Origin of the sequence: Corynebacterium minutissimum, assembly GCF_000805675.1 — a bacterium.
Classification (GTDB): domain Bacteria; phylum Actinomycetota; class Actinomycetes; order Mycobacteriales; family Mycobacteriaceae; genus Corynebacterium; species Corynebacterium minutissimum.
In genome coordinates this window covers 101746-123468 of record NZ_JSEF01000016.1, presented here as the reverse complement: position 1 = coordinate 123468, position 21723 = coordinate 101746, and the positions used below count along the sequence as shown (strand labels likewise).

Here is a 21723-nt window from a genome sequence, read left to right as displayed (position 1 = left end):
AGGATGACACCATGAAGATGGCGCCGCGCCACCGCCAGCAACTACCCCCGCTTCCCATGGTTTCTGCGAAATTGGGGGACCGGCTCGCCAGCGAGGTGTTCCTTGAGGAGGGCCGTGAGCTGCTCCCAGAGCTGCAGGAGTTTAGGCGCGATATGCACCAGAATCCGGAGATTGGCCTGCACCTGCCGCGCACGCAGAAGAAGGTGTTGGAAGCACTCGAGGGCTTGCCTTTGGAGATTCACCGCGGGCATGATTTGAGCTCGGTCGTGGCGGTGCTGCGCGGAGGCAAGCGCGGCGAGCGCCCGGTGTCGGTGCTGCTGCGCGCGGACATGGACGCTTTGCCGCTGCGCGAGCAGACGGGCAGTCCTTTTGCGTCGCGGAATAACAACATGCATGCCTGTGGCCATGACCTGCACACGGCTGGTCTTATCGGCGCGGTGAAGATGCTGTGCCGCCACCGCGAGGAGCTGATGGGGGATGTCACCTTCATGTTCCAGCCGGGTGAGGAGGGCCCTGGTGGTGCGCAGCCCATGATTGAGGAAGGCGTGCTTGACGCTGCTGGACGCCGTCCCATTGCCGCCTACGGTCTCCACGTTGGGCCGCAGGATCGGGGCACGTTCCACCACATTGGCGGCCCGATGATGGCTTCCTCCTCCAACCTGTGGATCACGGTCTACGGCAAAGGCGGGCACGGTTCGCGCCCGCACGACGCCGTGGATCCGGTAGCGGCACTAGCAGAAATCCAGGTGGCGTTGCAGGTGGCTCTGACGCGGCGCTTCGACGCTAACGAACCTATCGTCATCACCGTGACGAACCTGCGCGCGGGCGACGGCGCGGTCAACATTATTCCTGATAAGGCCGAGCTGGGGGCAACGGTGCGCGTGCTTCGCGACGAACACATCGAAGCCGTCCGCCAGATGATCATTGAAGTCTCGAGCTCGGTGGCGGCCTCGCATCGCTGCACGGCCAAGGTGGACTTTGAGGTGCTCTATGCCGCGACGAAAACCTCGCCGAGAGAAGACCAGTTTGCGGCGTCGTTGTGGGCAGGCATGTTTGGGGCCGAGAATGTCCTGCCGATGGAGACGCCGATGATGGCCTCGGAGGACTTTGGTATGGTGCTGGCTCAGGTCCCGGGCACGTTCATGTGGTTTGGTACAGCTAATCCGGAAACCCCGGAGCATATGCGCGAGTGGAATCACTCGCCGTTGGTGACTTTCGACGACTCGGTGCTGGGTGACCAAGCCGCGGCCCTGGCGGCGGTGGCCTTTGAGCGCCTCGCCGCCGAGGATGCCCACCCCTCTCCGGCCACGAAGGCTATGCGAGAGCCCGTTCAGGTAACGAGCACTGAGTAGTAGCCGCCTTCTTCCGCAGCGCGATAGCGCCCCAGATGGTGGCCACCCACAGGGCTACGACGACGGGAAGGCCGGCGAGAACGGGCCAGATGGCGTCGTCGAACGCGGCGCTTAACGACGGGAAGAGGTTCTTCGTCACGTGCACCATGATGGCTGCAATGAGCCAGCGCACCGGCTGTTTCTGGGATAGGCCATAGGCGCTAAGCCCGGTGAATAGCGAGTGGGAGAGCGGGTTGGACACCAGACGGATGACCACCGCCCCGATTACGCCGGCGCTATCTGAGTCGAGGTTATCCACCGTCATGCGCGCGAAGGCGGTGGCGTTTTCGCCCGCAGTGAAGCCGAGGCCCACGGCTACGCCCACGAAGACGTAGTCGAGCCAGCTGCGGGGCCGGATGACGCAGGTACAGATGAGTAGCACGCCGAGGAATTTCAGCACTTCTTCGGTGAGCGGCGCGTACCCGGCAGCGCCCAGCCAGTCCAGGCCCGCGCGGGCAAGGAGATGGGTCATGTTCGTGTTGAGCTCCACGGCGAGCCCGGAGACCGCGAAGCCCCACACCACGCCGTGCGCAATTCCCGGCCGGCGGCGCAGGAGGAACAGCGTGAGGGAGACGAGTACGGCGGCGAAGACAACGGCGGCCAGAGCACTTGCGGGCAGGAAGGGCTCGCCCGCGTAGTGGAAGGCGGACACGGCCAGCGCGCCGAGGGTCAGCAGATAGTACAGGTACTTCATGCGTCCTCCTTCTGCACGCGGTCGGCGAAGTCATCTGCCTTTGGCCCGTCGATGTGGAGGAAGGAGACGGTGTTGTTGTGCGGGTTCGCCAGCGTGATGCCGTCGCCGTCCTCGACGCGGTAGAGCTCGGCAGCCTGGGTGGTGATGGGGGCGTCGGTGAGCGCGCGCGTCCCGGTGAACGAGCGGTGCTGGCGCGGCAGGTAGGTCTCGACCTCGTGGGAAGAGCTGCCCTTTTCGGCGATGATGGTCGCGCCCTCGCAGTTCCAGGTCTGCGAGGAGGCGTACGGATCCTCCGGACATTCGAGCCCTGGGATACCGCGCACGGGCGTGGTGTCGGGAGTGGGGTCGGGGAGGAGGACGTCGGCAAGCGGTACTGCGGCGAGGACGCCGATGCAGGAATAAATCAGTGTATTTCTCATGATTTCGACCCTACGAACTGCGGTTTGACCCCGGTATCCTCCGCAGGGAGGATTTTGCGGAGTTTCACAATGCTGACAATCGTGGCGACCCACAGGCCGATGAGAATGAGGAAGGTAGGGAAGATAGGCCAGAAGGCGTCCTCAAACGCGGTAGAGATAGACGGGCCGAGGTTGGCCGTGAAGTGCACCGCCATGGCGATAAGCAGCCAGCGCACCGGTTGCCGGCGGGAAAGCCCAAAGGCCGCGATTGCGGTGAAGAAGGAATGCATAAGCGGGTTCGCGATGAAGCGGACAAGGAGCGCCAGCAACGTTCCCCTGAGATCAGAATCGAGGTTCTCCAGTGTCATGTTGGCGTAGTAGACGGCGTTCTCGCTCACGCTAAAGCCCATGCCTACGGCCACTCCCACGAAGACGTAGTCCGCCCAGTGACGGGGCCGGATGACGCAGGAGCAGATGAAGAGGACGCCGAGGAATTTAAGGACTTCCTCGTTAAGCGGGGCGATTCCAGCGATGACCAGCCAGTCTGGGACCGTACGGATGAGGAGGTGGTACATGTTCTCGTTGAGCTGGCCGGCGACACTGGAAACCGCAATGCCCCACACCACCCCGTGCGCAATGCCCGGGTGCTTGCGCAAAATCAGCAACGTGAGACCGATTGCGACAGCCGCGTATAACACTGCGGCGAGCGCACTTGTGGGCACGAAAGCGCCGTGGGAGAAATCATAAGCGACGTATACCAGCCCGGCGGCGGTGAGCAGATAATACAAGATTCGTGTTCTTCTCATGCGGTTTAGACTATGAACCGCGCCTGGGGTGCCGGTATCCTCCGCAGGGAGGATTTCCATACCGTGGGGGAGGGCTATCGTGACAACCATGACGAGAAAGACGAGACCGCTGTGGATCACGGTGCTGCTCATCATGCTCTGCGTGGTGGCGGATATGGCCACGTGGATCCTTCAGATCGAGACCTTCGAGGTGACGGACCGGGAAATATACGTCACCTCCTTCATGATTCTATTTGCCGTTGTCACATGGGTTCTGCTGCCCTTCGCCCTGCATCACTCGCGGCGGGAGCGCAACATCCACGAGGAGTACCCCGGCCACCCGGTTGCGCTGATTGCGGCTCTGCTCGTCTTAGCGCTAGGCGGGTTTCGCCCACTGTCGCTGTCAGTGCTGGTGGTGTTGATATCGCTCATCTCGCGCGGCCGTCTGCGGTGGTCCTTGGCGGGGACTGTGGTGTTGGTGGTCTCGTATGTGACCGTCATGGCGGTGCCCTACTTGCACTTGAGCTACCTGTCGGTTTTCGGATACGGGTTCTTTGGAATCATCGTGCTCGTCGTCGCTTGGATTACGGGCTCGGTGCGCGCGCAGCGCCGCCAGCGCGAGGTCACGTTGGTAAGCCTGGCGGAGCTCAACGAGGACCAGCTGCGCTCGCGCGAGGAGCGCGCCCGCCTGGAGGAACGCACCCGTATTGCCCGCGATATCCACGATTCGCTCTCGCATAGGCTCAGCCTCATTTCCGTCTACGCGGGTGGCCTGAGCTATCGCAAGGATGCCGACCCAGAGCGCATCGCCGAGGCGGCAGACACCATCCAGTCGGAGGCCAAGGCTGCTGTGGAGGATCTGCGTGGGGTGATCAAGGCGCTGCGCGTGGATGACCGCGTGGATCCGCGCGCGAGCATCGAGGAACACATCGAGCGCGCACGGGCGGCGGGGACGAAGGTGCGCTATGAGAAGGGGGATGTCGATAAGCTGAGTACGCTTGCCGCCCACACGCTGGGCCGCGCCGTGCAGGAAGGGCTGACGAACGCGCGCAAGTACGCGCCGGGGCAGAAGGTAAGGCTCACCGTGGAGAACGAGGAGGATAAGGTGCGGGTGACCATGCAGAACAAGAAGGTGGCGGACCAGCCAGAGTCCGGCGGCGGGAACGGTTTGCTGGGCTTGGAGGAACGCGCCCGGCTGGCGGGAGGTACGTTTACCGTGCTTGACGACGCCTCCACCTTCACCTGGGTCCTCGAACTACCGGAGGAGGCAAGCGCACAATGATTTCAGTGGTGTTGGTCGATGATGAGCAAGCGCTGCGGCGCGGTATCCGGTTCATCCTGGAAGGCGCGCCAGATATCGAGGTGGTGGCTGAGGCCAGCAATGGGCGCGACGGCGTGGCCCGCGTGCTGGACCTGCGCCCTGATGTGGTCCTCATGGATATCCGCATGCCCGTGATGGACGGCATCGAGGCGGCCGGGCAGCTGCAGGCCAGCGCACCGGATACCCCGGTGGTCATGCTCACCGCTTTTGATACGGATGAGTTCATCGTGGATGCGTTGCATGCCGGTGCGATGGGGTTCTTGCTGAAAACGATTGAGCCAGAAGGGTTGGTCTCGGCGGTGCGGGCCGTGGCCGCGGGGCAGCAGTTGTTAAGCCCCAAGGCCCTGAAGAACCTGCTGGCGCTCAAGCACCCCGAGCCAACTCCGGCAGCGGAGGTGCATGAGCCCCGCCCGCTGGAGGAACTAAGCGAACGTGAAAACGAGGTGGCGCAGTTAGTGGCCCAGGGCTTGGATAACCAGGAGATTGCCGGGCAGCTCTATGTGTCGGTGACGACCGTGAAGACCCATATCAAGCACATCCTGGACAAGCTCGGCGGTACCAACCGCGTGCACATTGCGATTGCCGTGCTGGAATCGCGTTAGCGTCGGCGGAGGAAGGCGGAAATGATGCCGATGATAGCGATGACGACCACGATGATTGAGGCCGCCGGCCAGTACTGGGGGTAGTACTTCAGCGTGTAGCCGAAGACCTGGCTGTCCTCGAACTGGCGGGCCAGCGCGATGGGCATCCACCACAGCTTGGTAAGCGTCAGGATCGCGCCCAGTAGTCCGGCGATGATGCGGACCGGCCTGCGCAGGAAGAAGCTGGCCGCCACGAGGAGAACACCAACAATCGTGAGTGCGAAAAGCAGAGGCGTATCCACGGCGAGCGGCGAGCCATTGATGAGGAACTCGTGGTCAATCTCGTGTTGCTCGATGAGGGTATAGCCGTCTAGGACAACGTCGTCAGGGATTCCCACTATTTCTCCTTATTCTCCGCTGTGGGTTCGGGTTCATAGCCATCAGACCACGTATCTGTGTCGAAATCGTAATCGACATTCTCTCCAGACTCGTTGGTCCTCGACACCGATGCCGGGAACCAAGCCTGGATGCATGTTATGAGGATAGAGACCGACCGCAGGTCCGGTCGCTTTTTGAGAGTTCACGGCCACCTTTGTCGCAGATGAGCGAAATGACAGCGCTGTGAGTTAGGATGAGAGCACCTATTTCTGCGTCGATTGGAATGCCATGTCGCTGCCTAATTTTGATGAGAATGTCCGCGAGCTGGAGGAGGCCTTTGCCGTCTTTGAGCGCGTCGAGGAACATGTGCTGGATCCGAAACTCCTGCTCACGGTGAAATGATCCGCCTGTTCAGCGCGCTTTTCCCCTCTGAGGAAGCGCGCGAGCATCTCGTGCGGGCGGTGCGCCCACTGAAGGACAATGGGCTGCGCTGGGTCGATCCGGATAATTGGCACATCACCTTGGATTTCTTCGGGGAGCAGCCCAACGACGCCGCCGAGGTCCGCGAGATGCTCCGCGGCATCGAGGGCTCGCCGGTGACGCTGAACCTAAGCGGGGCGGGGTCCTTCGATAAACACGTGCTGTGGGCTGGAGTGCAAGGCCGCATCAAGCACCTCATGCTCGAGCCATCCCGCCCGCATCTCACCTTGGCGCGCGAGGGGCGTCGCACGCGCGACCCGTGGCTTATCCCAGATGCTGTCCAGGCACTCAGCGTGTACCGCGGTCCAGAATTTGAGGTGAGCGACATTAGCCTGGTGCAGTCCTTCCTTGGGGAGGGCCGCGGGGGCGGGCCGCGCTACGAGGTCATTGACCAGTTTCCGCTTCGCTAACCTTCTCAATTAGCGTGTTGAGCTCTGCCCGGCTGGGTTGCGAAAGCGGGTTGACCACGCAGAAATCCAACAGATAATAGCCAGCTGTCTGCAGGGCAGTGTGGCGCTGCCAGAAGGGATCGATGGTGGAGTCGTTGGCAGCGAGGGATTGGATACTGCGGCGCTCCGACAGCAACTCGTAGTGCAGGTCGCGGCGCTGTGCCAGTGCTTCCTCAGGAGTCTTGATGAGCAGCGCACCAAGCAGAGCCGCCATGGCCTCGAGGCAGCGCGTTTGCAGGCGATAATGATTGGTCACCTGCGCATGCGGCTTCCACAGCCACAGCACCACCATGGCCACCACTACCGACAATCCAATCTCCGCCATACGCTGGCCAATCGTGTGTGCCAGATGCCCTTGTGAGTTGCCCATCAGCAGCGCCAAAGGAGTAGAGAAAATAACACACAGCGCGTAATTCTTCACCACCAGAATCTCCGCGCAGAACTGGCAGGCGGCCAACGCCAGTAGTAGCGCCCAGCCATGCGGACTAAAGGAGGCGATGAGCGCGAAAACGCACACACCTAAAACCGAGCCCAACATGCGCTGCACGCCGCGAATCGTGCCCGGCACCCGATCTGGTCCCCACTGCAGAAGCAACAGTACCGATACCGCGCCCCAGTCCGGGCGGCTGAGCCCCAGTGCTAAGCCAATGAAAGCCGTCGCCAGGCCGCCCAGCGCAATCTTTTCTGCCGTGACCACCGCATGGGAATTGCCCACGGCAGCACGATAAATGCGATAGCGCATCGTAGGTTTCGTGTGCGGAATCGTGGTGCGGTCAGGGTCGACATAGGTGGGTGCATCTGACAGGTCGTCCGAGTTGCCTCCCACCTGCTGGTGGTGGGCCACGATGCGCTGCTGCGCGGCCAAAGTGCGATGCACCAGTGAGGCCTGGTCGGGGCGGCGGATGCGGCCGCCGCGGATGATGCCGGCGTCGGAAAGCGCTTGCCACGCGGTGGACAAAGCTGACTGCGCCTGGTGGTGCTTGGCCAGGATATCTGAGGCCTCTTCGAAGGCATCCGCGGCCTTTTCCAACGCCGCCACCGCGCGCGTTTCCGGCCCGTGCGGATCCCAGAATCGCGGCAACATGCCCAGCACATAGCCGGCGGCCACACCCGCCAGGCTCCATCCGGCGACCTCCCATGGCGAAATCCCGCGCAACATGGTCGAACCGCCCGCCACCATCACGATGAAGAACGTGCCGGGCGGCGGTAGGCGCAGCGCATTCTGCATGAACGCGCCAACCGTCGCCAGGGTTACTGTGAATAACGCCGTTAAGACTAAGCCATCGATGAGGGAGCCGACCGTGGCCGCGAGCGTGAGCAGCGCGCCGGCGGTGAGAATGATGCGGCGCCGTGTGCGGTAGGGGTGCCCCTCGCCATAGATGACGGAGAATGCGCCGGCGGAGACCAGCAGTACGGCATCGGGATGGCCGATGAGGATGGCGACCGCGCCCGGGATGATGATGGCCAAGGCTGCGCGCAGGGCGCCGGGCCAGCGGCGCGCGGAGGAGTTGTACGCGGTAAAAAGCTGAAGGGCGCTAGGGCGTTGCGGCAGGGGATGTTCCATAACGGGACAACACCTTACCCGTTTCGCCGCGATCCACTATCCGGCCGTCCTGCAGCACGGCCACGGTGGGGCACAAGTGCTTCACGACGTCCATGTCATGCGACACAAACACCAACGTCATGTCCTTCGTCACGCGCTGAAGCAGCTCAAGAACCTGCGCGCGGGAGGTGGCATCAAGGGCGGAGACGGCTTCGTCCGCGAGGAGAATATCGGGCTTGCCCACGACGGCTCGAGCAATGGAGATACGTTGGCGTTGACCGCCGGAGAAGTCGTGGGGGTAGCGCTCGGCGTGGTCGATGCCGACGTCGTGAAGCACGCGTTCGGCTTCCTGGCGCGTACCTCCGCCCTCGGCCACAATTCTCCACACGGGCATGCGCGGGTTGAGTGAGCTTTTGGGATCCTGGAAGACCATGTGGAGGGGCTTGGTGACGGTGACGGTGCCGCTGGTGGGCGAGGTTAAGCCGGTGAGGAGCTTGAGCAGCGTGGATTTGCCGGAGCCGGAGCCTCCGATGATGCCGAGGCGCTCGCCTTCGCGCACCTTAAGCGACACGTCATCGAGGGCTGTGACCCCGCGGTAAGTCTTAGTGACGTTCTTAAGAGTGATGACTGGTTCGCCCACAGTGGGGGTAGGCGGCAGGCTGAGGTTAGGCGTGGTGATATCCCCGATGTGGATAACGCGGTCACACATGCGCTCGACGGCTGCGTGGTCGTGGCTGATGAAGAGCAGCGCGGTATCGTCCCGGGTGGCGGCCGAGATCTCGTCCAGGATTTCTTCTTGCGTGATGGGGTCGAGCGCAGTGGTGGGCTCATCGCAGATAAGCAGCTTGGGCTTGCGGGCCATGGCCATGTGGATAAGTGCGCGCTGGCGTTGACCACCGGAGAGCTGGTGTGGGAAGCGGCCGTATTCGGCGACCTTCATGAGCGGATCGAGGGCGGTCATAGGCTCTTGAAAGACCATAGCCAAGGGAAGTCTACGCAGCTCACGGTCACGCATACCAAGCAGCTCGCGGCCTTCAAAGCGGATGGATCCGGTGGCTTGAAGGTTGTCGGGGAGAAGCCCCATGATGGCCAGGGCAGTGAGCGATTTACCGCTGCCGGAGTCACCAACAAGGCCTACGCGCTCGCCGGGAGCAATCTCAAAGTTGATGGGGCCGACGGGGCCGATGTGCAAGTCAGTGACGGTCAGCATGGCGTCCTAAGAGGTTAAATCCCAGCACGGTGCCGGCGATGGCGAGCCCGGGCCACACAGCTTGGAGGGGGTGGGTAGCGAGGAGGGGTTGGGCGTCGTGAAGCATGCGGCCCCACGAGGCCGTCGGAGGGGCAGTGCCTAGGCCGAGGTAGGACAGGCCGGCCTCGGCGAGGACGGCCAGCGCGAAGTAGACGGAGGCCTGAATAGCGATGATGCCGCCCAGGTTGGGCAGGACGTGGCGCCAGGCAATGAGCGCTGGTGGGACCTTGGAAATGCGCGCGGCGGCGATGTAGTCCTGTGTCATGATCTGGAGCGTACCGGAGCGCGTGACGCGAATGAAGGAGGGGATTCCGGCGATACCGATGGCGATGGTGGCCGTGAGCGTCGACGAGCCCCATACCGCGCCGGCGACGATGGCCAGCAACAGTGCTGGGAAGGCTAGCAACAGGTCGGTGGCGGCCATGATGACGGTGCTGCCGCGCATTCCGGCGATGATGCCGAGGGGCACGCCGATGAGCGCCGCGATGGCCACCGCAACCACGCCGACGAGAAGTGTTACCTGCGCGCCGGTGAGAATGCGGGAGAAGGTATCGCGGCCGAAGCGGTCGGTTCCCATGAGGTGCTCGAAGCTGGGCGAGGCTAGGCGGTCGGGCGAGATGAGGTTCGGGTCATAAGGCGTCCACACCACAGACACCAGTGCCAGTATGACGGTAAGCCCAACGAGGAGATAACCGGGTTTCATCGGGCCTCCTTCAGGCGCGGGTCGATGACGCGGTAGGCCAGGTCCGTGAGCAGGTTGACGGTCAGCGTAAAGGTGACAAAGACCATGATGAGGGTCTGAACGGTGATGAGGTCGCGGGAGGAGACCGCGTCGAGCAACATGGAGCCCAAACCGGGGATGACGAAGACGTTTTCAATGACCACTGCGCCGACCACGAGCGTGCTCAGCTGCACGCCAGTGACCGTGAGAACGGGCAGGGCAGCATTGCGCAGGCCGTGGCGGATGAGTGCCTCGGTGCGGGACTCACCAAGTGAGCGGGCGGTGCGGATATAGTCTTTGCCCATCTCTTCCATGAGCGTGGCGCGCACGTAGCGCGTCAGCATCGCGCCTTGAACCAAGGCGAGGGAAATGACGGGCAGGACGAGGTGGCTTAGGCCTTCGCGCGGCAGCTGCCAACCGTTCGCCGGTAGCCACCCCAAATGAACGGAGAAAACCGCGACGAGCAAGATACCGACCAAGAAACTCGGCACCGCGATGCCCAGCTGCGTGGCCGCATTGAGCACGGGCAGACGAAAACGGGCCAGCAGAATGCCCATAGGGATAGCACCCGCCAGCGCCAGTGCGATGGCCAGGCCGATGAGCAAGAGCGTGACCTGGGCGCGGTCGAGCACGAGCGGGGTGATGTCCTGCTGGGAGGACAACGAGATGCCAAAGTTGCCTGTCACGAGCCCCTTCATCCACTCCAGGTATTGCACAAGGAGCGGGCGGTCCAGGCCCATGGTGTGCGTGAGCTTCTCGACAGCCTCGTCTGTGGCGTTGACGCCGAGTGCCACGCGCGCTGGGTTGCCGGGCACGGCCCGCATGAGCAGAAAGATGATGACCGACGCCGCAAAAAGGGTGCCGATAAAACGGAGAAACCTCATCGCACGCCTCGTAATTCGATAGCGTCAGTAATCTGATTGGGCTGAAGGCCGCTCAGGCCTTCGCGGTAGAGCACAATATTGGGCATATTCATCAAGGTCAGGGCGGGCATATCGGCCATAATCTGGTCCACGGCACCGCTCATATCGTCCTGCTGTAACAAGGTACGAGCGCGCTCGGAATCATAGCCAATGTAGTACTCGGGGTTGCCAAAGATGGTGGGGATATCACGCGGTTCGACGTGCGCGACGAGGGACATTTGATAGTCCTTGGCGCCCATGACTTGGCTGAGCCACACCGCGGGAAATTCCGCGGTCTCGAGCGTGACGTCGAAGCCAAGCTCAGTGAGCTGGGAGTACAAAAACTCCGACAGCCTTTGCGCGTAAGGCAGGCTGGGAACCGTCAAAGTCAGCGGGGTGCCGACCGCACCGGCTTTTTCCATGAGCGCGTGGGCGCGCGCGGGATCATAAGGGTAGTAGTTCTTGCCGCTAAACCAGGGGTCACTCGGCGGAACCGGTGATCCGCCAGTATCGTGAGCGCGGCCTTCCCACAGGATGTCGTTGGCGGCCTGGCGGTCAATGCCGTAGGCCACGGCGCGGCGCACAAGGGGGTCGTCGAAAGGTGCTGCCTGGTTGTTCATAGACAGCAGCACTTCGCCGTTGGTCGTGCCGACGGCTGTGTGGATGGAGTCTTCGAGGGTATCGAGCAGCTCGGGGTTCTGTACGCCCCACACCGCATCCACCCCGCCGGAGCGCAGTGCATTGACTGCGGTAAGAGAGTCGGGGAAGTAGCGGATGGTGACGTCCTCGTGAGCCGGGGTTCCCCAGTAGTCGTCCCGTGCTTCCAGTGCGATGTATTCGCCGGGAGAAAAACCAGCCACGGCGAAAGGTCCAGTGCCCACGGCGTCGGTGGGGGTGCGCATGGCGCCGATGGCGGTTCCCATGGACCACAACCAGCCAGCGGAGGGACGGGAGAGCTCGACGACGAGCGTGTGGTCGTCGACAGCTTCGGCCGATTCCACCACGTCCATCTGCTTTTTGAGGCCGTTGGTCCACTCCGTCTTCACCGCGTTGATGGACCACGCGGCGGTGTGCGCGGTGAATGCCTCCCCGTTGGAGAAGGCAGCTTCACGTAGGTGGAAGGTGTAGCGCGTGGGCTCGGCCTCCCAGGACTCGGCAAGGCCTGGTTCGATGTCGCCTTCGGGGGAGATGCGCACGAGGGTCTCGTACACATTGCTCATGAGCGCGGCCGGGATGGCAGCGCCGCCCACCGTGGTGAAGTCCAGGGAGGTAGCGGGCGTGGTGGTGGCAAGGGTCAGCGCCGAGGAGTCGGAATCCACGATCGCGGTGGAGCCGGCGGAGCAGGCGCTTATCGACGCCACCCCCAGCAGCCCCAACAAACTCAGTCGGAATCTCATCCTTCGGAGAGCTTGACCTCAAGCGGGGACGTGGTGCCGCGCACGCTCGTCATGCCGAGTGTAAGGCGATCTCCCAAGTAGAGAATCTCGGTGCACTCCACCGGGTGGCCGGAGTGATCAGAGATGTCCAGGTGCAGACGCCACAGTGGGGTTCCCGGCTCGATCTTAAGGGAACGGGCGTCTTCCTCGCTCGCAGAGGCTAGGGAAAGTTCGCGGTTCACATTGTCGAACTCCACGCCTTGGGCGCCGAGGTGATCGTGGATAGAGCCGTTGTCCGCGTCGAAGTTGAGGATGTGGCTGCCTACGTCGAGCGGGAAGTACATACGCTCGATGGAGATAGGGAAGCCATTGGCGCTGCGCACTCGGTGCACGAAGATGACCGGATCGCCTGCGGCAACCTGCAGGAAGTTGGCCACCTGTTCTGTAGCGGGGCAGCGAGCGAGCCAGAGGGTTTTCGCGCCGGGCTCGAAGCCGCGCTCGCGCAGCCAATGCGTTACAGAAAAGATGGAGTCGAAGGACTCGGAGGTAAAACGGCCCAAGACCACTGAGCGGCGGCCGCGGCCAGAAGAGATGAGGCCCTCGGAGCGGAGGGCAGCAACGGCCTGGCGGACGGGTCCGCGAGAGGAGGAGAACTGCTCACACAGCTCGGCCTCGCTGGGCAGAAAGTCACCCGGGGAGAGCTTCTTGCTGCGAATGAGCCCGCGCAGATAGTCAGCAATCTTGCTGTGCTGCTGGGAACCGCGAAGTGACACGGACATGCTCCTCTAAGTTGACACTGCTATTGCAGAAGAATATTAATTCACGCGTAGGTGAAAAGTCTTGCCAAATGGAGAAAACTCTACAATTCCCACGCGTGTGCCAGGGTCTCCATGTTACCCAACACCTTCTCATGATCTGTCGACTGCAGCGAAATCATGAGTTCATCCGCATGAGATAGCTCTTGGAACTGGGTGAGATACTCGCGCACATGCTCGCCGGTACCCACGGCGGAGTACTTGAGCATGTCGAGAATCTGCTGGCCTTGCGCGGTGGAGATGATCTGTTCCACTTGGGCGTCGCTCAGCTGCTTGCCGCGCCCCACAAAGGCCTTCACGCGGCGGAAACAGACGCGCTCGAATTCCTCCTCGGCGTCCTCACCGGCGGTGACGTTGACGCCGGCGATCACGTAGGGCTCGGGGAAAGCTTCGGAAGGCTGGTAGTTCTCGCGGTAGTAGGAGGTGGCGGACTCGAGGTGCTGCGGCGCGAAGTGTGAAGCAAAGGCGTACGGCAGGCCGTACTTGGCTGCCAGCGACGCACCAAACATGGAGGAACCCAGGATGTAGATAGGCACGTTGGTGCCAGCGCCCGGGATGGCCTGCACGCCCGGGATGAGGGACTTACCGGAGAGGTAGCCTTGCAGCTCCTTGATGTCCTCCGGGAAGCGCTCGGCGGCGTGGCCATCACGGCGCAGTGCCCGGCCGAGGGTCTGCATATCGGTGCCCGGGGCGCGGCCCAGACCCAAGTCGATGCGGTCTGGGTAGAGCTCGGCCAAGGTGCCGAATTGCTCAGCAATGACGTAAGGAGCGTGGTTAGGCAGCATGACGCCGCCGGAGCCTAAGCGGATGCGCTCGGTCTTAGCGCCGATGTGGGCGATGAGCACCGCCGGGGAAGAGGAGGTAATGGAGGGCATGTTGTGGTGCTCGGTGTACCACATGCGCTTAAACCCTAAAGCCTCTGCGCGCTGCGCCAATTCGACCGACCGAGCCATAGATTGGGAGGGGGCTTCGCCCTCGTAGATGGTGCAGAAATCGAGGATGGACAAGGCGGCGCGCTGCGTCATGAGTTACTCGCTTCTTTCTTTCGATCCTGTAGATACAACATCGATGATAACCCCAATGACGAAAGCGAGGAGGGTTGGGACAACCCAGCCGAGTCCTACGCCCTGGCCTGGAGAGAAGTCCAACGGCGCGCCCAGGGAAGTCGCCGCCGACCACAGGACGGAGACCCACAAGGCCAAGCGGAAGGCCCAGTAGAAGGTGACCCAGCGCTTGACTGCTGGCTGCAGCAGCGTCAGCGCGATAAGGGAGATGGCTGGCGGGTACAAAAAGACGATGAAGGGCACCGCGATGGACAGCACGGTCTCTAGGCCCTGGAAGGCGAAGGCGATGGACAGGGCGGTAAAGAGGCAAGCCCAGAAGTGGTAGACGGTCTTCGGTACCAGCAGGGCAAAGAACTCCGAGGTGGCGGAAATTAGACCCACGGCAGTGGTCATGCACGCCAGGATGACGATGGCGGAGAAGACGGCCTGGCCGACGTTACCCATGGTGAGATTGGAGGCGTCGGCAAGCAAGGCGGCGCCGGAATCATAGGAGGCACCATTCGGCATGGTCTGGCCAATCCACGCCAGGCCCAGGTAGATAGCGGCAAGCAGAGCACCGGCGATGATGGCGGAGGTGATGGTTCCGCGCAGTAGCGCGCGGTTGGTGGAGAAACCTTTGGAGCGCAACGAGGTCACGATGACGATGGAGAATGCCAGGCCCGCGATGGCGTCCATGGTGTTGTAGCCCTCGAAGAGGCCCGTGACGAAGGGCGCGGAGGCGTACTCCTCGGTCGGGGTGCCGGGCACGCGGGGATTCGCCAGTGTGGCCAAGGTGATGAGGGCGGCGAGCAGGATGACCAGCGCCGGGGTCAGGAACTTGCCCAAGGTGTCGATGATGTCATTGGGGCGCCAGGCCAGGGCCAATGCGATAAGGAAGAAGACGACGTTGAAGGCGCCGTTGGCAAAGGTTCCCCCCCAGCCGAGCAGCGGGGTAATCGCGGTTTCCATGGACACTGCGCCGGTACGCGGCAAAGCGTAGAAGGCGCCGATGGCCAAGTAGGCGATGACGGAGAAGGCCACGCCGAAGAACGTGCCGCCGTGGTTTCCGATATCCCGCACAGATTGGCCGGAGATGGCCACCGCGATGACGGCCAAGACCGGTAGGGCCACGCCGGCGGCGAGGAAGCCCAAGGTGGCCGGCCAGAAGTTGGTGCCGGAGGAGACACCGACCTCTGGCGGGAAGATGAGGTTGCCCGCTCCGAAGAACATGGAGAAGAGCATGAGGGAGGCAACGATCACGATGCCGATGGGTGAACCCGTCTTCGAGGCAGATGTGGAGGGGGCCTGAACGTCATTTATGGACATTTTCCTAAGGATAATGCCCATGACGTGAGATGTAAACTCTAGCTGAAGGCCTTCTCCAGCCGGTCGAGTGCCTCTTCGAGCAGTTCACGGGAGGTTGCAAAATTGAGACGGGCGTGATGCTCGCCGCCGGTACCGAAGGTTACGCCCTCGTTGAGCGCTACCTTGGCGTGCTCGCGAACCCAAGCGGCGGGCTTCGGGTCATCCCCGATGGCGGTCTCAGAAAAATCGAGCCACAACAGGTAGGTGGCCTGGGGGTGGGAGGTCTTGAGACCTGGCACGCGCTTGGGCAATTCCTCTACCAGCCAGTCACGGGTCTTCTTCAAGTATGCAATTTCCTCATCCAAGAACTCCCCGCCGCGGCGGTAGGCAGCTTCCGCTGCCAGCACACCGAGCGTGCCGGTGCCGTCCTTAGCCACGCCGGTCAGTGAGTTCCAACGCTCGACGTCCGCAGTGTTGGAGAAGAACACCTGCGCGCACTTTAAGCCTGCGGTGTTCCATGCCTTGGATGTGGCGGTGACGGTAATAACGCGGTCGGACAAGGAGCCGAGCGGAATGTGGCGGCCTTCGTAGACCAGCGGAGCGTGGATCTCATCGGAGAGGATGCGGGCATCGTACTTGTCCGCCAACTCCACCAGGCCCCGCAGCCAGTCTTCATCAAAGACAATGCCCAGCGGGTTGTAGGGGTGGGACAGCAGGATGGAACCGGCCCCGGCCTGAAAGGCGCGCTCGATGTCTGCGAGTTCCAGGGAGGTCTCAATCTTCTCGCGTCCTGCGGTCTCCGGAAGCTCCAGCAGCGGCGGGTAAGAAGGAACCGGCACGATGACCGGGCCCTCGGTGAAGTACTGCACGCCGAGCAACAAGCCACGGACAACATCGCCGATCCAGAACACGTGCTGCGGACGCCAGCCATAGCGCGTCTCATAGAAGTCAGCCACGGCAGCATTAAGTTCGGAGGCCTTCGGGGCGGGGGTGTAGCCGAAGGACTCGGCATCCACGGCCTCCTGGATTCGCTCCTTTACCGCGGGGGCGGTGAGGAAATCCGATTCTGCGATCCAGAGGGGGATGATGTCCTCGTCGTAGACGGTCCACTTGCGGGTACCGCGGGCGGAGAGTTCTTTCAGGCTAGGAAAATGCATGGTCTCCACCCTACTCGGAGGTGTTCTGCACGAAACCGTATTTTTTCAGCCTCTGGCGGTCTGCCGCCGACGCAGACTGGGTCAGATGCAGCAGCTCGGCGTAGATGCCATCCGACTGTGCCAGCTCCGCTGGCGCGCCGATTTCGGAGATGACACCGTGGTCAAGCGTGACGATGGTATCCACGTCCGCGATGGTGGACAGTCGGTGCGCGATGATGAGTGTGGTGCGGTCTTTCATGAGCTCATCCAAGCCTGCCTGCACGGCGCGCTCGGCCTTGGTATCGAGCGCGGAGGTGGCCTCATCGAGGATCAGGATGGGCGCATCCTTGAGCATGGCGCGGGCAACGGCCACGCGCTGCTTTTGGCCACCGGACAGTTTCAGACCGCGCTCGCCAATGATGGTGTCGTAGCCATCCGGGAACTCCTCGATGAAGCCGTGCGCATTGGCGCGTTTGGCCACGGCGACGATCTCCTCCATCGTCGCGCCGGGTTTGCCGTAGGCGATGTTTTCCTTGATAGTGCCGGAGAAAAGATAGGACTCCTGGAACACCACACCGACTGAGGCGCGCAGGCGTTCTGCCGTGAGCTTGCCGACGTCATGCCCCAGCACCGTCAGCTGCCCCTCCGTCGGTTGATACAGGCCCAGCAACAGGTTGACCAACGTAGATTTGCCGCCGCCGGACTCGCCGACGAGCGCAACCTTGTGGCCTTCCTCGGCGCTGAAGGTGATGCCATCGACAACTGGCTTATCCGACTCGTAGGCGAAGGAGACATCTTTGAACGCAAAGACCGGGCCTTCCGTCGGCGCCAGCGGCTCGGCCGGGGAGAGGTCGAGCTCGGGGACGTCGGAGGCAGAGGCAGCGCTCACTAGCTGCGGGTTGACCGTAGGTTCCGGGGTTTCCTCCATCACCTTGAAGTAATCCTTGGAACCGGCCACGGCGCGCTGGCTGATATCCACGATCCAGCTCATCATGAACACCGGCTGCTTGGCCATGTTGACCAGCTGCAGGAGCATAACCATGTCACCGATGGAGAAGTGGCCTTCCAGCGTGCGCCAGAAAATAAGGCCATAGATACCGAAGAAGATGAGCGCCATGGCTACGCCGCGCGCGGTGTCCATGGAATGCCACCAGCGTGACTGCGGCTTCGTCGTATCCACCACAGTGCGGTAGCGCCCACCGAAGGAGGCGAGCTCGCGTGCCTCGGCCACAAAAGACTTCGTCACCTTGACCTGGCCGATAACCTCCGCGAAGCGGCCGTTGGCCACATCGATGTTCTCATTCTTGATGGCCTCAAACTTCTGCCAGCGCGTCGACGTCTTCGCAGTGAGCCACATGTAGATGGGAAAGAGCGCGGCCAAGAGAATCGCCAGCGGCCAGTAATACACCGCCGTAATGACGAGGACGGCGGCGGCCTGGATGAGCATGACGAAGAAGTTATTGGAGAAGGACTGCAAGAACTGCGTCACGTTCGCAATCGAGCGGTCAAGGCGCGCGATGATGGTGCCGGTGACCTGGTTATCGTAATAGCCCTGCGGCACCGACAGCAGCTTGGCAAAGTAGCGCGTGGAAAGAATTTGGCGCAGGCGCGAGACCATGACGTCACCGATATAGCCGCCGATATTCTTCACCACGTTGCCCAGCGCATCCGCCAAGAACAAGGCAAAGACCCACATTAAAATGGTGCGCAGGGCGCCGCCTTCGACGACGGTGTCGGTAGCCTCGCGGAGAATGAACGGGGTGAGTAGCGAGAGAATTGCGGTCACCGATGCGGTTATGAGGACGCCAAGATAATACGGCCACAGGGCAGAAGCACTGCGGACGATGCGGAGAATAGAGTTCATCGTCGGCCGATGTTACGCCCTTAATAGGAATATCCAACCCGTGGACTAAGGTAGGGGAGAAACCGTAGACGTGATGGAAAAGGATTCGCGGTGAAGAAGTACCTCCCCCTAGCGTGTGCCCCGCTGTGTCTGGCTGCTCTCTCTGCTTGCAGCATCCTGCAGCCACCAGACGTGGGTCCGCAGGACAACATCGTGGTCTCCAGCTCGGAGCCACCCACGTTCGAGGCGAAAGACGTGGAGGTCCGCGAGGTGACCGAGAACCTAGCGGAGCCGGTCAAAGACGAGGGCCTTAACGTCGAATATGAGATGCAGGGCTTGTACTCCGGCGGTGGTGGCACGGTGCTCACCGTGAAGATTCACAACCTCGGCGAGCTGCCGTTGCCTGCCGACGCCCTCCCGGAACCCACCCTCGAGCGCGCCGACGGCAACGGTGGCTGGGCAACGGTGGACCCGGTGCCTTATGACCCCGAGGTCAACGTTTCCTTGCCCGCACCGGGCTTGGATCAACCGTTGGGCGCAGGAGCCTCGACCAACCTTCAGTATGTCTATAACGTTTCCGCCGGAAACCTGTGGAACGCGCGCTTTACTATTGGCAATGTGCGCTTTGTAGGAGACCTCAATCTATGACGGAACTCGTCGTTTTGGCCTCGCCTGACGGCGCTCCCATCGGCACGGCAGACAAGGCCGTGGTGCACACCGCGGATACACCGCTGCACTTCGCCTTCTCCGCGTGGGTGGTGCGTGATGGCAACATTCTGCTCAGCCGCCGCGCCTTGTCGAAGAAGACGTGGCCCGGTGTGTGGACAAACTCCTTCTGTGGACATCCAGGTCCGGGGGAGCCGACTGCCGCCGCCGTCGTGCGCCGCGCCCAGTTCGAACTCGGCCTCAGCGGCTGCCCACAGTTGGTGCTTCCGGATTTTGCCTACCGCGCCGAGGACTCCTCCGGCGTGGTGGAAAATGAAATCTGCCCGGTCTACCTGTTTGAGACCAGCGATGATCCGCAGCCGAACCCCGATGAGGTGGACTCTCTGGCGTGGGCTCCGGCCCGCGAGGTTATCGCCGCTGCGGAGGCCACGCCTTTTGCCTTTAGCCCATGGATGGTGGAGGAGCTTTCCCACGCCGCACTGCGCGCGGCCCTGTTGGGCTAGCAATTCTGAATGCGGGGCGGTAGGCCTCGAAGCCTGACTTAGGTCTTGGGTGGGTGAGCAACGTGACTCTTGACACTGCTACCTGGTGATTTTCGGCGGTGAGGTGGGATTGTTCCGCACTAAATTGCCCTAAGGCAGGAGGGCGTTTTGTAAAAGGCATCTGGCAAAGGGCATCTTTGGGTCTAAAAACGCCGTCTGCAATGAGTAAATGGCGTTTTCAGCCGTGAAAACGCCTTATGACTGATGCCTTTTGTCAGACGCCTTTTGTAAGATGCTTCCAGCATGTCGATGGAGGGATGCAGACGTTGCGCATTGCGAGGGGCGCGAAGAGGTAATCCGTTTGGGAAGAGACGTGCAGTGCTCTACGGAAACGGTCATTGTGGCCTGACTTAGGTCTTGGGTGGGTGAGCAACGTGACTCTTGACACTGCTACCTGGTGGTTTCGGCGGTGGGGTGGGATTGTTCCGCACTAAATTGACCTAAGTCCGGCCTTTTAGCTTAACGCCCCCGGATCAGAGCAGGCTGCCATCCTGGGCGAAGGCCGCGGAAATATAATCCAGGCTGGAGTGCGCCACGCGGTGCGAGCCGTCATCGAGGTTGTATTCCCAGATGGCGTGCTCTGGGCGGTATTCATCAAAGCCGGGCTCGCCAGTGCGCACGAACTCCTGCAGCCAAGTAGCTAGCTCCGTGCGGCCAAAGAGCGGGCGGAGCTCCTCGCAGTGCAGCGCGGGGCCCGAGGAGCGGGTAAATTCCACCATCCATGTCTGCCCCGGAGCCTTCTCCGCCACTTCTGCTGCCCAGCGGCGGATGATGGCATCACCGATCATGCGCCCGGTGGGCCGATCCCTATCCAAGAACTGCGCCACCTGATACCAGGGCTTGAACCCATTGCGCGGGAAGCCGAGGCGCGGGGCGAGGTAGCGCAAGGCAATCCCGCGGAAGGGAGAGCGGTCGATCTTCTGAGTGGCCGGGATGTTGTAGAACTCGTCGCGGGTGCTGCCGAGGATGAGGGGGACGTCGGCAAGCTGTGCACACTCCAGCGGCGTGGGGCCCAGAGCCATATCAAGGTTGTATTTGGTGCGGAACTTCTTATATCCGGCGTTGAGCTCCTCCTCGCTCATCGAGGCCAGCGACGAGCGCGTAATCGGCTTCTTCATCACCTGGCGCAGCGTGGTCTTGCGCTCCTCAAAACTCTCGCGCGGGAAACCAGGGGAGAGCGCAATGACGCGGCGAAATGCTCCACGGTAGTGATCGCGGCGAGCTAGCCACAGCACCGCATTGGCACCAGCAGACTGGCCGAGGAGAGTGACGTTGGTGGGATCCCCACCGAAGGATTCGATATTGCGCTGAATCCACTCCAGGCCCAGCTGCAGGTCCTCAATGGCGCGGTAGCGGTGAGGCTCATCGTCGCGGAAGCGCGCCAGCCCCGGAAGACCAACGCGGTAGCCCAGCTGCACATGTACGATGCCGGCCTTTGCCGTGGGGGTTCCCTCCGCGCGGCGGTCCTCGTGGGAACCGTGCTCGTAGCGCCCGCCGTGGACGTAGACCAACACGGGGGCGAGCGAGGAGGTGGTCAGGTTACCGGCGACAAGCGGCGCAGAAGGCGCGGTAATGGTGAGCGCAACCTTCTCTGGGTGAGGCGTGCGCGCATCCTGGTCACGTGGAGATGCAGGTTCGGGGTTTTCGAAATTCCCGGGGATGTGGGAATACTCGATGGAGTGGAAGTGGGCCACATCCTCCGTGAGGTAGCCGGTGATGGTGCCTGCGGGGCAGGTGACGTCGAAAGGTGCGCTGCTCATGCCCAACAGGCTACCCTGAGGGCATGGAATGGCTCGTGCAAGCTCCCGTGTGGGCGCAAATGGCGGTGCTAGCCGTCACCGCAGTGCCGGCCGCAACCGTGATGGGGTGGGGGCTGATGTGGGCCATCGACCGCGTGTACACACTTGTGGAGGGGCGGACTAGGATAAATGACCATGACTCCCGATGATCACCGAGAAGGGCTCTGGGACCCCGAGCGCCCCGAACAACCCCAACGCAAGCGGGCCCTGCCGAAATCCCGCGTGAGCTTGACCTTATGGCTCATGATTGCGCTCGTCGTTGTCGTGGCAGTGGTGGGGCTGCTCGTCTAGGCGGGCGTTGAACCG

At 62.3% G+C, this 21723-nt stretch carries 22 protein-coding genes; 7 read left to right on the top strand and 15 right to left on the bottom strand.

Annotation, left to right across the window (positions count from 1 at the left end):
• Positions 1-11 precede the first annotated feature (11 nt).
• A complete protein-coding gene (locus NX84_RS10320; protein ID WP_039676372.1) occupies positions 12-1352 on the top strand; it encodes a M20 metallopeptidase family protein in 1341 nt (446 codons plus the stop codon).
• Here the strand turns inward: NX84_RS10320 and NX84_RS10315 are convergent.
• From NX84_RS10315 to NX84_RS10305, 3 genes are read right to left on the bottom strand one after another with little or no spacing between them, the layout of a single operon-like run.
• Entirely contained in the window at positions 1315-2085 is a 771-nt protein-coding gene (locus tag NX84_RS10315; protein ID WP_052319760.1) for a PrsW family glutamic-type intramembrane protease, read from the bottom strand. The two genes, NX84_RS10320 and NX84_RS10315, sit on opposite strands and share 38 nt — an antisense overlap.
• Positions 2082-2504: a hypothetical protein gene (locus NX84_RS10310; RefSeq protein WP_039676371.1), complete on the bottom strand. Its 423-nt coding sequence runs from the start codon at positions 2502-2504 to the stop codon at positions 2082-2084. The genes NX84_RS10315 and NX84_RS10310 overlap by 4 nt, the downstream gene beginning before the upstream one ends.
• On the bottom strand, positions 2501-3289 hold the full coding sequence (locus NX84_RS10305) for a PrsW family glutamic-type intramembrane protease (protein WP_082013967.1): 789 nt from the start codon (positions 3287-3289) through the stop codon (positions 2501-2503). The genes NX84_RS10310 and NX84_RS10305 overlap by 4 nt, the downstream gene beginning before the upstream one ends.
• An 88-nt stretch (positions 3290-3377) precedes the next feature.
• On the opposite strand from NX84_RS10305, the gene NX84_RS10300 reads away from it, so the two are divergent.
• Together NX84_RS10300 and NX84_RS10295 are read left to right on the top strand one after the other, a co-directional pair.
• Positions 3378-4550, top strand: coding sequence for a sensor histidine kinase (locus tag NX84_RS10300; protein WP_231913774.1), 1173 nt, complete (start codon positions 3378-3380; stop codon positions 4548-4550).
• Positions 4547-5191 (top strand): response regulator, encoded by a 645-nt coding sequence (locus NX84_RS10295; RefSeq protein ID WP_039676370.1) that lies wholly within the window; start codon positions 4547-4549, stop codon positions 5189-5191. The genes NX84_RS10300 and NX84_RS10295 overlap by 4 nt, the downstream gene beginning before the upstream one ends.
• Here the strand turns inward: NX84_RS10295 and NX84_RS10290 are convergent.
• Positions 5188-5568: a hypothetical protein gene (locus NX84_RS10290; RefSeq protein ID WP_039676369.1), complete on the bottom strand. Its 381-nt coding sequence runs from the start codon at positions 5566-5568 to the stop codon at positions 5188-5190. The genes NX84_RS10295 and NX84_RS10290 overlap by 4 nt on opposite strands.
• A 378-nt stretch (positions 5569-5946) precedes the next feature.
• Here NX84_RS10290 and thpR point away from each other — a divergent pair, with 378 nt between their 5' ends.
• Positions 5947-6438 carry an RNA 2',3'-cyclic phosphodiesterase gene (gene thpR / locus NX84_RS10285; protein WP_052319759.1) on the top strand — a complete coding sequence of 164 codons (492 nt, stop codon included), beginning with the start codon at positions 5947-5949 and terminating at the stop codon, positions 6436-6438.
• Here thpR and NX84_RS10280 read toward each other — a convergent pair.
• The 10 genes from NX84_RS10280 to NX84_RS10235 form a co-directional block, all read right to left on the bottom strand.
• The gene (locus NX84_RS10280) at positions 6413-8041 is read right to left on the bottom strand and encodes an FUSC family protein (RefSeq protein WP_039676368.1); all 1629 of its coding nucleotides are present in this window, start codon (positions 8039-8041) and stop codon (positions 6413-6415) included. The genes thpR and NX84_RS10280 overlap by 26 nt on opposite strands.
• Positions 8013-9230 carry an ATP-binding cassette domain-containing protein gene (locus NX84_RS10275; RefSeq protein WP_039676367.1) on the bottom strand — a complete coding sequence of 406 codons (1218 nt, stop codon included), beginning with the start codon at positions 9228-9230 and terminating at the stop codon, positions 8013-8015. Before NX84_RS10275 ends, NX84_RS10280 begins: the two co-directional genes overlap by 29 nt.
• Positions 9214-9972: an ABC transporter permease gene (locus NX84_RS10270; protein ID WP_039676366.1), complete on the bottom strand. Its 759-nt coding sequence runs from the start codon at positions 9970-9972 to the stop codon at positions 9214-9216. Before NX84_RS10270 ends, NX84_RS10275 begins: the two co-directional genes overlap by 17 nt.
• Complete coding sequence (locus NX84_RS10265) at positions 9969-10874, bottom strand: ABC transporter permease (RefSeq protein ID WP_039676365.1); 906 nt, start codon at positions 10872-10874, stop codon at positions 9969-9971. Before NX84_RS10265 ends, NX84_RS10270 begins: the two co-directional genes overlap by 4 nt.
• A complete protein-coding gene (locus tag NX84_RS10260) occupies positions 10871-12289 on the bottom strand; it encodes an ABC transporter substrate-binding protein (protein WP_039676364.1) in 1419 nt (472 codons plus the stop codon). Before NX84_RS10260 ends, NX84_RS10265 begins: the two co-directional genes overlap by 4 nt.
• Positions 12286-13047, bottom strand: a complete 762-nt coding sequence (locus NX84_RS10255) for a GntR family transcriptional regulator (RefSeq protein ID WP_269152550.1) — start codon at positions 13045-13047, stop codon at positions 12286-12288. The genes NX84_RS10260 and NX84_RS10255 overlap by 4 nt, the downstream gene beginning before the upstream one ends.
• Positions 13048-13127: 80 nt before the next feature.
• Positions 13128-14108, bottom strand: coding sequence for an LLM class flavin-dependent oxidoreductase (locus NX84_RS10250; RefSeq protein ID WP_039676363.1), 981 nt, complete (start codon positions 14106-14108; stop codon positions 13128-13130).
• 3 nt (positions 14109-14111) lie between these two features.
• Positions 14112-15452, bottom strand: a complete 1341-nt coding sequence (gene brnQ / locus NX84_RS10245) for a branched-chain amino acid transport system II carrier protein (RefSeq protein ID WP_052319758.1) — start codon at positions 15450-15452, stop codon at positions 14112-14114.
• 38 nt (positions 15453-15490) lie between these two features.
• Positions 15491-16588, bottom strand: a complete 1098-nt coding sequence (locus tag NX84_RS10240) for a MalY/PatB family protein (protein ID WP_039676467.1) — start codon at positions 16586-16588, stop codon at positions 15491-15493.
• 10 nt (positions 16589-16598) lie between these two features.
• Positions 16599-18431: an ABC transporter ATP-binding protein gene (locus NX84_RS10235; RefSeq protein WP_039676362.1), complete on the bottom strand. Its 1833-nt coding sequence runs from the start codon at positions 18429-18431 to the stop codon at positions 16599-16601.
• A gap of 90 nt (positions 18432-18521) precedes the next feature.
• Between NX84_RS10235 and NX84_RS10230 the strand changes: the two genes are divergently transcribed.
• Together NX84_RS10230 and idi are read left to right on the top strand one after the other, a co-directional pair.
• A complete protein-coding gene (locus NX84_RS10230) occupies positions 18522-19058 on the top strand; it encodes a hypothetical protein (RefSeq protein WP_039676361.1) in 537 nt (178 codons plus the stop codon).
• Positions 19055-19579 carry an isopentenyl-diphosphate Delta-isomerase gene (idi, locus tag NX84_RS10225; protein WP_039676360.1) on the top strand — a complete coding sequence of 175 codons (525 nt, stop codon included), beginning with the start codon at positions 19055-19057 and terminating at the stop codon, positions 19577-19579. Before NX84_RS10230 ends, idi begins: the two co-directional genes overlap by 4 nt.
• Before the next feature lie 512 nt (positions 19580-20091).
• On the opposite strand, the gene NX84_RS10220 is transcribed toward idi, so the two are convergent.
• On the bottom strand, positions 20092-21378 hold the full coding sequence (locus NX84_RS10220) for a carboxylesterase family protein (protein WP_039676359.1): 1287 nt from the start codon (positions 21376-21378) through the stop codon (positions 20092-20094).
• 174 nt (positions 21379-21552) lie between these two features.
• Here NX84_RS10220 and NX84_RS13020 point away from each other — a divergent pair, with 174 nt between their 5' ends.
• The gene (locus tag NX84_RS13020; RefSeq protein WP_168165563.1) at positions 21553-21708 is read left to right on the top strand and encodes a hypothetical protein; all 156 of its coding nucleotides are present in this window, start codon (positions 21553-21555) and stop codon (positions 21706-21708) included.
• Positions 21709-21723 lie beyond the last annotated feature (15 nt).

What these genes read in the sequence shown, in the direction of transcription:
- NX84_RS10320 (WP_039676372.1), top strand. Translation starts at nt 12, where the DNA reads ATGAAGATGGCGCCGCGCCACCGCCAGCAACTACCCCCGCTTCCCATG.
- NX84_RS10315 (WP_052319760.1), bottom strand. Translation starts at nt 2,085, where the DNA reads ATGAAGTACCTGTACTATCTGCTGACCCTCGGCGCGCTGGCCGTGTCC.
- NX84_RS10310 (WP_039676371.1), bottom strand. Translation starts at nt 2,504, where the DNA reads ATGAGAAATACACTGATTTATTCCTGCATCGGCGTCCTCGCCGCAGTA.
- NX84_RS10305 (WP_082013967.1), bottom strand. Translation starts at nt 3,289, where the DNA reads ATGAGAAGAACACGAATCTTGTATTATCTGCTCACCGCCGCCGGGCTG.
- NX84_RS10300 (WP_231913774.1), top strand. Translation starts at nt 3,378, where the DNA reads ATGACGAGAAAGACGAGACCGCTGTGGATCACGGTGCTGCTCATCATG.
- NX84_RS10295 (WP_039676370.1), top strand. Translation starts at nt 4,547, where the DNA reads ATGATTTCAGTGGTGTTGGTCGATGATGAGCAAGCGCTGCGGCGCGGT.
- thpR (WP_052319759.1), top strand. Translation starts at nt 5,947, where the DNA reads ATGATCCGCCTGTTCAGCGCGCTTTTCCCCTCTGAGGAAGCGCGCGAG.
- NX84_RS10280 (WP_039676368.1), bottom strand. Translation starts at nt 8,041, where the DNA reads ATGGAACATCCCCTGCCGCAACGCCCTAGCGCCCTTCAGCTTTTTACC.
- NX84_RS10275 (WP_039676367.1), bottom strand. Translation starts at nt 9,230, where the DNA reads ATGCTGACCGTCACTGACTTGCACATCGGCCCCGTCGGCCCCATCAAC.
- NX84_RS10270 (WP_039676366.1), bottom strand. Translation starts at nt 9,972, where the DNA reads ATGAAACCCGGTTATCTCCTCGTTGGGCTTACCGTCATACTGGCACTG.
- NX84_RS10265 (WP_039676365.1), bottom strand. Translation starts at nt 10,874, where the DNA reads ATGAGGTTTCTCCGTTTTATCGGCACCCTTTTTGCGGCGTCGGTCATC.
- NX84_RS10260 (WP_039676364.1), bottom strand. Translation starts at nt 12,289, where the DNA reads ATGAGATTCCGACTGAGTTTGTTGGGGCTGCTGGGGGTGGCGTCGATA.
- NX84_RS10255 (WP_269152550.1), bottom strand. Translation starts at nt 13,047, where the DNA reads ATGTCCGTGTCACTTCGCGGTTCCCAGCAGCACAGCAAGATTGCTGAC.
- NX84_RS10250 (WP_039676363.1), bottom strand. Translation starts at nt 14,108, where the DNA reads ATGACGCAGCGCGCCGCCTTGTCCATCCTCGATTTCTGCACCATCTAC.
- brnQ (WP_052319758.1), bottom strand. Translation starts at nt 15,452, where the DNA reads ATGTCCATAAATGACGTTCAGGCCCCCTCCACATCTGCCTCGAAGACG.
- NX84_RS10240 (WP_039676467.1), bottom strand. Translation starts at nt 16,588, where the DNA reads ATGCATTTTCCTAGCCTGAAAGAACTCTCCGCCCGCGGTACCCGCAAG.
- NX84_RS10235 (WP_039676362.1), bottom strand. Translation starts at nt 18,431, where the DNA reads ATGAACTCTATTCTCCGCATCGTCCGCAGTGCTTCTGCCCTGTGGCCG.
- idi (WP_039676360.1), top strand. Translation starts at nt 19,055, where the DNA reads ATGACGGAACTCGTCGTTTTGGCCTCGCCTGACGGCGCTCCCATCGGC.
- NX84_RS10220 (WP_039676359.1), bottom strand. Translation starts at nt 21,378, where the DNA reads ATGAGCAGCGCACCTTTCGACGTCACCTGCCCCGCAGGCACCATCACC.
- NX84_RS13020 (WP_168165563.1), top strand. Translation starts at nt 21,553, where the DNA reads ATGACTCCCGATGATCACCGAGAAGGGCTCTGGGACCCCGAGCGCCCC.